This is a genomic window from Mitsuokella sp. UBA4253 (assembly GCF_002395285.1).
GTDB classification, from domain to species: Bacteria; Bacillota; Negativicutes; order Selenomonadales; family Selenomonadaceae; genus Mitsuokella; species Mitsuokella jalaludinii.
Genome location: NZ_DGWR01000012.1, coordinates 150,310 through 161,105, shown reverse-complemented (window position 1 = coordinate 161,105; position 10,796 = coordinate 150,310). Strand labels below are relative to the sequence as shown.

Here is a 10,796-nt window from a genome sequence, read left to right as displayed (position 1 = left end):
TCTTCTTTCGCATCTCGTACTTGCGGCTGAGACGCCTCTGCTCTCTTCTCAGCCGTTTCTCGAGCCGTCTGGCTCGGGAAGACATATTGATATTCTCAAAAATCCTGCCATCGCTGACGATAGCAAGCGATTTGACACCAAGGTCCACACCGATGCCATCCGTCTGCGGATGGTACGATGCTTCCAAGTCGTTGTTATAGCGGCTCGTCTCCTCAATCTCAGCTGTGACCGAGACGTAGTAACGGCCCGCTTCATAGGAGACATGCCCATTCTTGATGGTCACGCCCTGCGGCAGGTAGCCCAATTCTTTCAGGCGTACCTTGCCGATGGTCGGGACCTGAATCTTGTGCCGCCAGATGGTCCAGTCGCCCTTATTGTTCTTCGGGAAGTAGAGCTTCACGTTCTGCTGGTTTTTCCGCTTGAAGCGCGGGAAGTGCGCCTGTCCTTTGAAGAAACGCCTGAACGCCTGCTCCGCATTGACGAGGACCTTCTTGCGCGCCTTGGACCCGCACTGGTCAATCCAAGGGAATTTCTTCTTCAGTACATGGTTGACGTACTTGTCGAAGTCATTGGCGGTGACGAAATGGCGCTGCTTCTCATCGAGGACGCCGCGCTGATACAGGCGGTACAGCCAGATGTTGCGGGCGATGTACTGATTTGCGAGGAAGCGGCAGATGCCGAGCGACCGCCGGACCTTATCCTTTTGCCGTTCGGTGAGACGGAGCTCTGTCTTGAATGCCTTCAGCAAGTTCCTCATCTCCTTCAATCTGCTTCTTGTACTTACGCAACCCATAAAGCCGACAAGAAAATACATGAAGTATACTGACGATATCCTGTACCAGCTCTTCCTGCGGAGACAGCTTCTCGTTCTTCACGACCACAATCTCCACGTTGAACTTCTTGCAGAATCGCTCAAACCAGTCGAAACCGAACCGGACAAAACGATCTCGATGCGATACGAGGATTATCCTCCTTGGCCGGGGGGGATTCCCAGTATATGAGAATGATTCGCCATAAAATAGCGAAATCCTCTCAGAATACCTTTTCATCTGCAAAAAAGTGTGAGAGAATAGGGAAGTATCATTGAGATTTGATTTAGTAGGAAGGATTTTCAGGGATATGATAGAAGTGCAGCATCTCGTGAAGAGATTCCCGCACAAGGACAAGGCGGGGCGGGCGGCCTTCAAGACGGCCGTCGCCGACCTGACGCTGCAGGTCGGCAGGGGAGAGATCTTCGGCCTGCTCGGCCCCAATGGCGCGGGCAAGACGACGACGATCCGCATGATGACCATGCAGACGCAGCCGACTTCTGGCACCATCCTCTACGATGGGCTCGACACGCGCCGTCAGGCGCGGCGCATCAAATCGCTTATCGGCGTCGTGCCACAGCACGTCAACTTCGACCAGGACCTCACGGTCGGCGAGAATCTGGAGCTGCACGCGCGGCTGCATCACATGGGAAAAGAAGAACGCCGCGCGCGCATCGAGGAGCTCCTGCGCTATGTCGAGCTTGCCGATGTCATAAACGACGGCGTCAGGCGCCTATCGGGCGGCATGAAGCGTCGCCTGCTCATCGTGCGGGCGCTCCTGCACCGGCCGCGCATCCTGTTCCTCGACGAGCCGACGGTGGCACTCGACCCGCAGGTACGCCGCCGCATCTGGGCGCTCGTCAAGGATATGGCCAAGGGTGGTGTGACGGTCTTTTTGACGACGCACTACATCGAGGAGGCAGAAGCGCTCTGCGACCGTGTTGCCATCCTCTCGAAGGGCCATCTCATCGACCTCGACACGCCGGCGAACCTGCGCCAGAAGACGAACTTGCCGAACCTCGAGGAAGTCTTCCTCGCGCTGACGGCGGAGGACGGTGCCGCTGGGAAGGGAGGGCGCGTATGAACATCAAGGAGAATCTCTTTGACATTGCGACGGTGTTCTGGCGCGACTGGGTCGTGCTCAAGCGGCGCATGGCGAAGTTCATCCTCTCGCGCATGGTCGCGCCGATGCTCTACCTCGTCGCGTTCGGCTGGGGCCTCGGGCGCAGCATCGAGGTCAGCTCTGGCACCTACCTCGATTTCCTCGTGCCGGGCATCCTCGCGCTCAATTCCATGAACATCAGCTTCAACAGCATCACACCGGTGCACGCGGAGCGCATCTACCACAAGAGCCTCGAGGAGTACATGATCGCGCCAATCTGGCCCGACGCCTTCCTAATCGGTAAGGTGGCGGCCGCTGTCGTGCGCGCACTCATATCGTCGGCCATCATCGTCATCCTCGCGCTGCTCTTCGGTGCGCATTTCCAGATGACACCGCTCTTCCTGCTCGTACTCGTGCTCAACTGCATCGTCTTTGCGGAGATCGGCTTCCTCGCGGCGATGAAGATCCGCACATATGAGGAGATGGCGCAGGTCAATACCTACATCCTGCTGCCGATGTCCTTCCTCTGCGGCACATTCTTTACGACGCAGTCGCTGCCGACGGCCGTGCGCTATTTCATCGAGCTGTTGCCGCTCACGCATACGAGCTACCTCCTGCGCGGCATCGGCAGCGGCGCGGAGGTATCGTATCTCTCCATCCTCGTACTGATCGCCTATGCGGCGGGCGGCTGGCTCTGGGGCAGCCGTGCCTTCCGCAGGCTGACCGAATAGATAAAAGAAAGGAACTGCATCTTGTTCAAGACCATACTCCATCATCACGCCTCGTCGTGCAGCGATTGTATGAAGCTCTGCTGCACGAAGATCGAGGATTTCTCGGTCAAGATCGGCCGCCTGACCATCTTCGACCATGTCAACATCCACATCCATTGCGGCCAGCTCACGGCACTCATCGGGCCGAATGGCGCGGGCAAGAGTACGCTGCTCAAAGCCATCCTCGGCGAGGTGCCGCATGGAGGGAGTCTCCATTACGTCGACGCGAAGGGCAAGCACACGGGCCATCCCGTCATCGGCTATGTGCCGCAGTACCTGCGCTTCGATGTGAGCTCGCCGACGAGCGTCATGGACATCTTCATGGCCTGCCTGACGCGGCGGCCCGTCTGGCTCTGCTCGGCCAAATCCCTGCGCCCGCGCGTCCTGAGGAGCCTCGAGCGCGTGCGCGCCGCGCACCTCATCGACCGCCGCCTCGGCGCGCTGTCGGGCGGCGAGCTGCAGCGCGTGCTCCTGGCGCTCGCGCTCGACCCGATGCCTGACCTCCTGCTTCTCGACGAGCCTGTCTCAGGCGTCGACCAGAACGGCCTCGAACTCTTCTATGAGATTGTTGCAGATTTGCGCGAGAAGGAGGACATGGCCATCATCTTGATCTCGCACGACCTCAACATGGTGGCCAAGCACGCCGACCAGGTCGTCCTGATGAATAAGGGCGTCGTCATGAGCGGCACGCCGGAAGAGGTCTTTGCCGACCAGCGCACCAAGAAGATCTTTGGCATGCTGGCTGGTGAATCCGCACAGGAAGCGGCGGCGGATATCCCTGCGGGCACGCAGGACACGGCTGGGGATACAGCAGATGAAGCGAGGGGGGCGGATGCATGATGGATGCGATTTACAGCTTGATGGATGCGGTCCTGCCGTTTGCATGGCTCGGCAGCAACTTCATGAAGAATGCCTTCCTGGCCGTGCTGCTCGTCACGCCGCTCTTCGGCCTGATCAGCACGATGGTCGTCTCGAACCGCATGGCGTTCTTCTCGGATTCACTCGGCCACGGCGCGTTTACCGGCATCGCCATCGGCGTGCTCCTGGGCTCCGTTTCGCCGCTCTTGTCGCTCGTCGTCTTCTCGGTCGTCTTCGCGCTCTTCATCACCTACATCAAGAACAAGAGCACGGCTTCGACGGACACGATCATCGGCGTGTTCTCAGCAACGGCCATCGCGCTCGGCCTCATGATCATGAGCCACGGCGGCGGCTTCAACAAGTTCTCCTCGTTCCTCATTGGCGACATCCTGTCGATCACGCCGGACGATCTCTCGGCGCTGGCCGTCGTCTTCGTGCTCGGCCTCATCGCCTGGGGGCTGCTCTTCAACCAGCTGCTCGTGCTCTCCATCAATTCGTCATTCGCGCGCAGCCGCGGCATTCCCGCCTTCTGGATCGAGAGCGCCTTTGCCTCGCTGCTCGCCGTCGTCGTCTCCATCAGCATCCAGTGGGTCGGCATCCTGATCATCAACGCGATGCTCGTTCTGCCGGCGGCCGGCGCGCGCAATATCGCCAACAACGTCAAGCAGTACCACCTCTTCTCGGTGCTCATCGCGATGTTCTCGGGCTTTCTCGGCCTGATGCTCGCCTACTACTTCGACATGGCCGCCGGTGCGACGATCGTCGTGATCTCCTCGGTGCTGTTCTTCCTGACGCTCCTGTTGAAGCCGTACTTCAGCTGCTGAAGGTGGATATTATCGGTCCGCTGGGGGCAGACAGGGAGCGGAATCTGTGATAGGATAATAGGTAATGTTCATACGATACAGGAAGGGGCTTTCAGAATTGAAGACGACGATTATCGGCATTGCGGGCGGCACGGGCTCGGGCAAGTCCACATTCACGAACCGGCTCAAGGCGCATTTCGGGGACCGCGTCACGGTCATCTATCACGATGATTACTACAGGGCACATGACGAGATTCCGTTTGAGCAGCGCCAGTACATCAACTACGACCACCCGGACTCTCTCGAGACGGACCTGCTCGTCGCGCATCTCAAGGCGCTGCGCGAGGGAAAGAGCATCGAGTGTCCCGTCTACGACTTCACACGCCACACGCGCTCTAAGGAGACGAAGGTCATCGAGCCGAGCCAGGTCATCATCGTCGAGGGCATCCTGATCTTCCAGGATGAGCGCCTGCGTAATCTCTTCGACATCAAGATCTTCGTCGAGGCCGATGCCGATGAGCGCATCCTGCGCCGCGTGCTGCGCGATATGAACGAGCGCGGCCGTGACCTCGAGAACATCATCAGCCAGTACTTGACGACGGTCAAGCCGATGCACTATCTCTACGTCGAGCCGACGAAGAATCTCGCCGACATCGTCATCAACAGCGGCCTCAACGATGTGGCCTTCGACATCATGAAGACGAAGATACAGGACATCCTCGAGAACGGGGAGTCTTGATACAAAAAGGCAGCCTGCCCGCGAGGGAGGCTGCTTTTTGCATCAAAAAGCCCGCTCGAACGAGCGGGCATGATTTCAAGTGGTGCGCTCGGATGAGTACCGGCAGGCCGCGAACCAATACTCCACGCGGATTTTGTCGCGGAAGACCGTGACGGTGTGGACGAAATACTGCAGGAGTTCGGTAAGGCCGGAGGCGGTGCGCTGGCGGATGGCGGGAAGGAAGCGGTCGCGGATGTAGTGGACGATCTCAGCGGAGGAGATGGTTTTGCCGGGCTGCTGTTCGAGCTTTTCACGCTGGGCGCGGATGTCGAGGATCTTTTGCTTGAGGTGCTTCATCTGTGCACGGTCGAAGTCGTCGAAGGTGTCGCCGTCTGCGATGACTTCATAGAGGCGTTCAAGGGACTTGCTGGCCTTCGCCTCCTGCTCCTGCAGGGCGGCAATCTGCACCCGTGCGTTACCGACAAGGGCGTCGTACTTCTCCTGGACTTTCTGGGCGAGCCGGAAGAGCAGGTTTTCGTTGTCGATGACTGCGGCAAGGCGCTCGATGATGAAGTTTTCGAGGGCGGGCGCGTAGATGTAGCGGTTCGGACATTTCGCGTCGCCGTGGTTGGACTTCTGACAGCAGCGGTAGTATTCACGGATCTCCTTCTTGCGCGTGCGGGTGCGCGTGCCGGACATGCTGGCACCGCATTCGCCGCAGTAGACGAGGCCGGAGAGCAGGTACGGATATTTCGCCGTGCGCCTGCCGCCACGCCGCCGGTTTTCCTGCATGCGCTCATGCACAGCCTGGAAGAGTTCGGGGCTGATGATGGCCGGGCAGCCGTTCGGCACGATGATCATGCCGTCATGGTCCGGGCGGTGGCTGTTGCGCCTGCCGTCAAGATACGGCTGATTCTTGCCGAGGATGCAGGTGCCGATGTAGCGCCGGTTGTTGAGCATGTCATGGAGCGTGGCCTTGCCGAACTCAGCCCCGCGCCGCGTGCGGTAGCCGCGGGCGTTGACCTCCCGCAGGATGTCGATGTAGGACGCCCCGGCGGCGTAGCGCTCGAAGATGTAGCGGACGGCCACGGCCTCCTCCTCATTGATGACGTACTTCTTGTTCTTGTCCACGCTGTACCCGAAGAGCGGGCGGCCGCCGGTGATCTTGCCCGCCAGCACGTTCTCCTTCAAGCCCTTCTTGACCTCACGCGAGAGGTTGCGCGAGTAGTACGCGGCGAGGCCGACGAGTTGGTTTTCCATCAATGCACCTTCGGGGCTCGTGCTGTCGAAGGCCTGCCCCGAGTATTCGACGCGGACGTTGTGCCGGGCAAGCTCCTGCTTGTTCTTGTAGTAGTCGAATTCATTGCGGCCGTTGCGGTCTACCTTATGGAAGATCACGACTTCAAAGAGCCCCGCCGCGGCATCGCGCAGCATCTCCCGATAGGCCGGGCGGTTGTCGTTCGTACCGGTATACGCTTCGTCGGCGTACTCTTTGATGATGTGGTAGCCTTTGCGGCGGCAGTATTCGCGGCCCGCGCGGATCTGCGCCACGATGCTTTCGGCCCGCTGGCTGTCGGACGAGTAGCGGGCGTAGAGTGCAGCAATCATAGAATAACCTCCTATATGGCTTGCAAGCCCTCCCCGCATGTTGTATCATGTAAATGGATTTCTTCACAGGGAAGGCCGCAAGGCTTTCAGCAAAGCTCCATCGGACAGGATGGGGCTTATTTTATTGTTGCCGCCAGTAGCGGCGGGGCGTCGCCTACGGGCGGCGCTTTTTTATTTTGCGGTAGTAGTAATAGTGGAAGGGGTAGACGTTGGAGAATCCCTTTTATCCCGAAACTCCTGCCGCACGGCGTCGAGCGTCGCCTGTTCGCGTTGACGGTCGCGCTCCTCTGGGCTTTTCTCGGCGGCCAGGCGGGCGGCAAACTTCTGCGCCATCGCGAGAAACGTCTGCCGTTCTTCGGCCGGAAAGCTGAAGTAAGTCTGCAGCAGGCGCATTTCAAGGTCCGTCAGGTCCATCTCCTCCTGCAGGCGCGCGAGCATCGTGCTGACATCATCACTCTCCATCGGCCCCGCACCCGTGCGCAGCCACTTCTCAGACACGTGGAACGTCTGGCAGATCAGCCGGATGTTTTGATCAATGACAGTATTGCCGTCTTGCTCGATTTTACTTATGCCAGCTTGTCCCATGCCAATCTTCTGCCCGAACTCACCTTGATTCATACCTAGAGACTTTCGTAATTTTTTTATACGCTGATTGATAGTCATATTTTCACCTCCTTAAACTCTATAATACAACTAAAGTTGTAAAAATGGCAATAAGTATATTGACAAATGCAATAGAGTAATATATTATGAGTATAGAAAACAACGCAGGAATATTTGAAGCAGATTTACCAATACTGGCCTTAACAGGCCGGTATTGCACACTCCATATGGAGTGTCGAAGGGAGGTGAAAGAATGATCATGGTAATAAAAAACGAGCCCTTCAGCAAAAGAAAGGCTCGCCGTCTGAAACACGACATTCAGACATGGAAGGTATTTAACTGGTTTTTGGTGCGCTGGAAGCACTCAAACAAACCGAACACCAAGGGAAGGAAGATACGTTTCCAAGCGCTGATAAAGGCTAGAGCGCTTGTCCTGCTGGCAGAGCGCGGGCGGAAGAAGATCCTCTAATAAGTCGCCGTGTTCCTGCTCTTCCTGTATGTGCTGCAATGCATAGAAGACGGCGACGAGTTCTAAGCGCGTCAGCGGCAGCTCGTTATCATCGGATTTAGGAAGATCAAGAGCACCTAACTTCGCATTTGCCGAAGATAGAGCGGAACGCACTCGGCCGGACGGACAAGGCGCGTCAAACTCAAAGACATCTTCTGCATAGTAGTCCAATGCGGCTGCAATCATTTCGCATTCGGACGCAGAAAACTTGATAATGGATTTTGCTTGCATATAAACACCCCCATATAAGAGTAATTCGACAAAAGATGCGAGTAAACCTGCCAACAGTCAGGTACTCAGAAGGGAAAGGAGGTGAAAGGATGATAAGAGATTACCAGCCTGGCACAATCACGCCAGAGGAAGAAAGGGAAGGCGATAGCTTCAAGGTCAATCATCGTGGAGATGATAAATGGTTGATCCCCTTGGCTGGATTCGTCAACAAATTCTGCCGCTGGGTGGCCAGCAAAAAAAGATTCCGGGTCATCATCGACTACGACCCGGAGTGGAGTATGAAAGTGACGTTTCGGCGCATGACGCAGGCCGAAGCAGAGCTAATGAAAGCTCACCGGCCTACAAAAGACGAACTGGACAAGATTCAGGAACGAATTGCTTCACACCGAAGCGACGAGGCCTACACATTTTCCAGCCATCGAAATCAAGACGGCATAAAAATGGACATAACCATAAGCACCGAAAAGCATATGGCTATGTCCGAACTGCTGACACGCTATGCGGCCCTGTCTCATGGCGTATACTTAGAGCTCGCCAAAGACATCAGCGCACATAAGTAGAGTGTAACCCGAAGGGAGGTGAGCAGATGGAGAAGCATGAGCCACTGGCACAGGTCAGGATTCGGACAGACGGCCCCATTGCGGAAGTCTTTATTGACGGGCACAAGGTACCGCGCGTCATGGCCTTCAAGGCAGAAATGAACGCCATGGAAAAAAGAATAGCCCAAGTTACACTGCGGGTACAGTGCAACTTGGACTTAGAAACAGGGATTATCCCCGAACTGCCAGCACCATGGTGCTGGTACTACAAACCGAAATACGAAAACTTCTGCGATCCTAGAGAGCAGACCGCATCAGGAAGTCCTGAACGACAGGGTTCTTCGACAATTTGCACTTGTCAAAGAACGGACACTTCAGGAAAAGGCAGTCTACAGTAAGGGAGCCGTCCGCATGGCAGGTAAGTACCAAAGGACGATTCGGGTTGCTGGTCTTGAGGCAATACACAATATCGCCGGACTGAACAGCCGCCATAGCAATCACCTCCTTTCGGCTCCATTGTACCAAAGGGAGGCAGGACATGAAAGTACACTCCATATAGAGTGTCGAAGGGAGGTGAGCAGATGATATATGAAGGTATGATAAACTACTACGATACCGACAAGATTACGAGGACGACCGGCAACGGAACACGGCAGGAGTGGTTTGGCGCCAAGGAAAAAGAAAAACACCTTGTATGTGCTGGATGCGACGGCACACGCAAGGCGAAGAGAGTCATGGCCATCCACGGAGCCAACTGCACAGAGATAGTGCGGCGCTGCGGATGCGGAAGATATATCGTTTCGATTACATACAGAGGGGAGGTGAGCAGATGATAAGTGATTACAACCCCGGTACGATTACGCCGGAGGAAGAGCGAAATGGCGACGGCTTCAAGATTAACCACAGAGGAGATAATAAATGGTTGATTCCCTTGGCTGGATTCGTCAACAAATTCTGCCGCTGGGCGGCCGGCAAAAAAAGATTCCGGGTCATCATCGACTACGACCCGGAATGGAGTATGAAGGTGACGTTTCGACGCATGACGCAGGCCGAAGCAGAGCTAATGAAAGCTCACCGGCCTACAAAAGACGAACTGGACAAGATTAAGGAGGTAGGGAAATGAGTAAGACCGGAGTCGAGAAATTTATGGAGGACTTGGAGAAAGACAAGCTGACACCGCCGGAACGGCGTCAGGTGCTGGCAAAGTGCATGCAGGTTGCCGCACAGGAAAGCAAGATTGTACACGGTAGCATCATCGCGCTGACAGACGGGGATAACGACAAGGGTCACATCCACCTAGACGGCGTGGCTCTCGCGGCAGAGGGAAAGACCGGAGTCCTCTTCGGATTGCTGGCCAACATTATCAGCGTTATAGCCTATCGCAGTGATATGAGCATAGATGACGCGCTGGACAAGATCCAGTTCTATCTGGATCAGAATCGATGAAAGGAGGGGCGGACATGGAACAGGCAAAGGAGGCCATCGGCCTGACGCTCATGGGGCTGTACATCGCGCACTTGCTTGCGGAAGTGTTCACGGGGTGAGCAAGATCCTGCGGGCGGTGAATTTCTACCGCGACGAGAAAGACCGGCTGAACGCCTATACCCTGCAGCTGATACAGGTCGACATCATCATCGAGAAGCAGACGAGCTTCTTCATCCAGATCATCACGCCGGAGCGCGGCAGGATGTTTGACAATCAGATTGCGTTCAAGGTCAGCAAGGCGGCCGCCGAGGAGAATTTCCACAAGGTACACATGGCCATGCGCTCCATGATACAGCCCGAGCGCGAGGTGTGGACATGCGGGAGGACAGCAGAATTTCCTACTATAGAGAAAGGAGCAAATCATGACTGAGAAAGAAAAGCAGGCACGTGAAGTGCTGGAAGTCATCCGTCAGGGCGACGTGAGTGACCGGGAGAGAATCAGCGTCTACATGCAGGGCGTGATGGCAGGCTACAATCTGGCCAAGCCAGACCGCGCCCCTGAGCCAAAGAAAGAAGGCGCAGCATGATGGACGCACAGGTGGAAGGGCGCCGCGTCATCGAAGAGGATGCGCGGGACCCAGAGAGGGCCGAGCGGTTCCTTGACGCGTTGGCGTCGATGATCGCCGAGGCCATACTTGACTCTCAGCCGGAACGGAACGTAGCACCATGATAACAAACGTTAGTTCGATAGAAGGGAAAAGAAAAGCGCCCGGCGGCAACCGGGCGCATGCTGGCTAAAAGCACAGCAATGTGGATTCATTG

17 protein-coding genes and 1 pseudogene are annotated in these 10,796 nt (G+C 56.5%); 13 read left to right on the top strand and 5 right to left on the bottom strand.

Annotated elements, in window-relative coordinates:
- Window positions 1–757: RNA-guided endonuclease InsQ/TnpB family protein (locus tag B2X55_RS06140; RefSeq protein WP_286821337.1), on the bottom strand; the 757-nt coding region annotated here is incomplete at its 3' end.
- Window positions 696–971: pseudogene (locus B2X55_RS06135) on the bottom strand (IS607 family transposase); the annotation flags it as partial. The gene B2X55_RS06140 and the pseudogene B2X55_RS06135, both read right to left, overlap by 62 nt.
- A 148-nt stretch (window positions 972–1,119) precedes the next feature.
- Here B2X55_RS06135 and B2X55_RS06130 point away from each other — a divergent pair.
- The 5 genes from B2X55_RS06130 to udk all read left to right on the top strand — a co-directional run bounded on the left by B2X55_RS06130 (window position 1,120) and on the right by udk (window position 5,081).
- A complete protein-coding gene (locus B2X55_RS06130; protein WP_286821336.1) occupies window positions 1,120–1,893 on the top strand; it encodes an ABC transporter ATP-binding protein in 774 nt (257 codons plus the stop codon).
- A complete protein-coding gene (locus tag B2X55_RS06125) occupies window positions 1,890–2,642 on the top strand; it encodes an ABC transporter permease (protein ID WP_286821334.1) in 753 nt (250 codons plus the stop codon). The genes B2X55_RS06130 and B2X55_RS06125 overlap by 4 nt, the downstream gene beginning before the upstream one ends.
- 21 nt (window positions 2,643–2,663) lie before the next feature.
- Window positions 2,664–3,521 (top strand): metal ABC transporter ATP-binding protein, encoded by an 858-nt coding sequence (locus tag B2X55_RS06120; RefSeq protein WP_286821333.1) that lies wholly within the window; start codon window positions 2,664–2,666, stop codon window positions 3,519–3,521.
- Complete coding sequence (locus B2X55_RS06115) at window positions 3,521–4,363, top strand: metal ABC transporter permease (RefSeq protein ID WP_286821345.1); 843 nt, start codon at window positions 3,521–3,523, stop codon at window positions 4,361–4,363. Before B2X55_RS06120 ends, B2X55_RS06115 begins: the two co-directional genes overlap by 1 nt.
- 97 nt (window positions 4,364–4,460) lie before the next feature.
- A complete protein-coding gene (gene udk, locus B2X55_RS06110; protein WP_036373614.1) occupies window positions 4,461–5,081 on the top strand; it encodes a uridine kinase in 621 nt (206 codons plus the stop codon).
- A 75-nt stretch (window positions 5,082–5,156) separates the two neighbouring features.
- On the opposite strand, the gene B2X55_RS06105 is transcribed toward udk, so the two are convergent.
- The 3 genes from B2X55_RS06105 to B2X55_RS06095 form a co-directional block, all read right to left on the bottom strand.
- The gene (locus B2X55_RS06105) at window positions 5,157–6,668 is read right to left on the bottom strand and encodes a recombinase family protein (RefSeq protein ID WP_286821332.1); all 1,512 of its coding nucleotides are present in this window, start codon (window positions 6,666–6,668) and stop codon (window positions 5,157–5,159) included.
- A gap of 171 nt (window positions 6,669–6,839) precedes the next feature.
- The gene (locus B2X55_RS06100; RefSeq protein ID WP_286821330.1) at window positions 6,840–7,331 is read right to left on the bottom strand and encodes a helix-turn-helix domain-containing protein; all 492 of its coding nucleotides are present in this window, start codon (window positions 7,329–7,331) and stop codon (window positions 6,840–6,842) included.
- 304 nt (window positions 7,332–7,635) lie between these two features.
- Window positions 7,636–8,010, bottom strand: a complete 375-nt coding sequence (locus B2X55_RS06095) for a hypothetical protein (RefSeq protein ID WP_286821329.1) — start codon at window positions 8,008–8,010, stop codon at window positions 7,636–7,638.
- A gap of 89 nt (window positions 8,011–8,099) precedes the next feature.
- Between B2X55_RS06095 and B2X55_RS06090 the strand changes: the two genes are divergently transcribed.
- The 8 genes from B2X55_RS06090 to B2X55_RS06055 all read left to right on the top strand — a co-directional run bounded on the left by B2X55_RS06090 (window position 8,100) and on the right by B2X55_RS06055 (window position 10,704).
- The gene (locus B2X55_RS06090) at window positions 8,100–8,570 is read left to right on the top strand and encodes a hypothetical protein (protein ID WP_286821328.1); all 471 of its coding nucleotides are present in this window, start codon (window positions 8,100–8,102) and stop codon (window positions 8,568–8,570) included.
- Between the two features lie 26 nt (window positions 8,571–8,596).
- Window positions 8,597–8,947 carry a hypothetical protein gene (locus B2X55_RS06085; protein WP_286821327.1) on the top strand — a complete coding sequence of 117 codons (351 nt, stop codon included), beginning with the start codon at window positions 8,597–8,599 and terminating at the stop codon, window positions 8,945–8,947.
- Window positions 8,948–9,130: 183 nt separating this feature from the next.
- Complete coding sequence (locus B2X55_RS06080) at window positions 9,131–9,382, top strand: hypothetical protein (RefSeq protein WP_286821326.1); 252 nt, start codon at window positions 9,131–9,133, stop codon at window positions 9,380–9,382.
- On the top strand, window positions 9,379–9,672 hold the full coding sequence (locus B2X55_RS06075) for a hypothetical protein (RefSeq protein ID WP_286821324.1): 294 nt from the start codon (window positions 9,379–9,381) through the stop codon (window positions 9,670–9,672). The genes B2X55_RS06080 and B2X55_RS06075 overlap by 4 nt, the downstream gene beginning before the upstream one ends.
- A complete protein-coding gene (locus B2X55_RS06070) occupies window positions 9,669–9,995 on the top strand; it encodes a hypothetical protein (RefSeq protein WP_286821323.1) in 327 nt (108 codons plus the stop codon). The genes B2X55_RS06075 and B2X55_RS06070 overlap by 4 nt, the downstream gene beginning before the upstream one ends.
- Window positions 9,996–10,089: 94 nt before the next feature.
- The gene (locus B2X55_RS06065; RefSeq protein ID WP_286821322.1) at window positions 10,090–10,404 is read left to right on the top strand and encodes a hypothetical protein; all 315 of its coding nucleotides are present in this window, start codon (window positions 10,090–10,092) and stop codon (window positions 10,402–10,404) included.
- Complete coding sequence (locus B2X55_RS06060; RefSeq protein ID WP_226867757.1) at window positions 10,397–10,561, top strand: hypothetical protein; 165 nt, start codon at window positions 10,397–10,399, stop codon at window positions 10,559–10,561. Before B2X55_RS06065 ends, B2X55_RS06060 begins: the two co-directional genes overlap by 8 nt.
- Window positions 10,558–10,704, top strand: coding sequence for a hypothetical protein (locus B2X55_RS06055; RefSeq protein WP_286821320.1), 147 nt, complete (start codon window positions 10,558–10,560; stop codon window positions 10,702–10,704). The genes B2X55_RS06060 and B2X55_RS06055 overlap by 4 nt, the downstream gene beginning before the upstream one ends.
- Window positions 10,705–10,796: the final 92 nt, after the last annotated feature.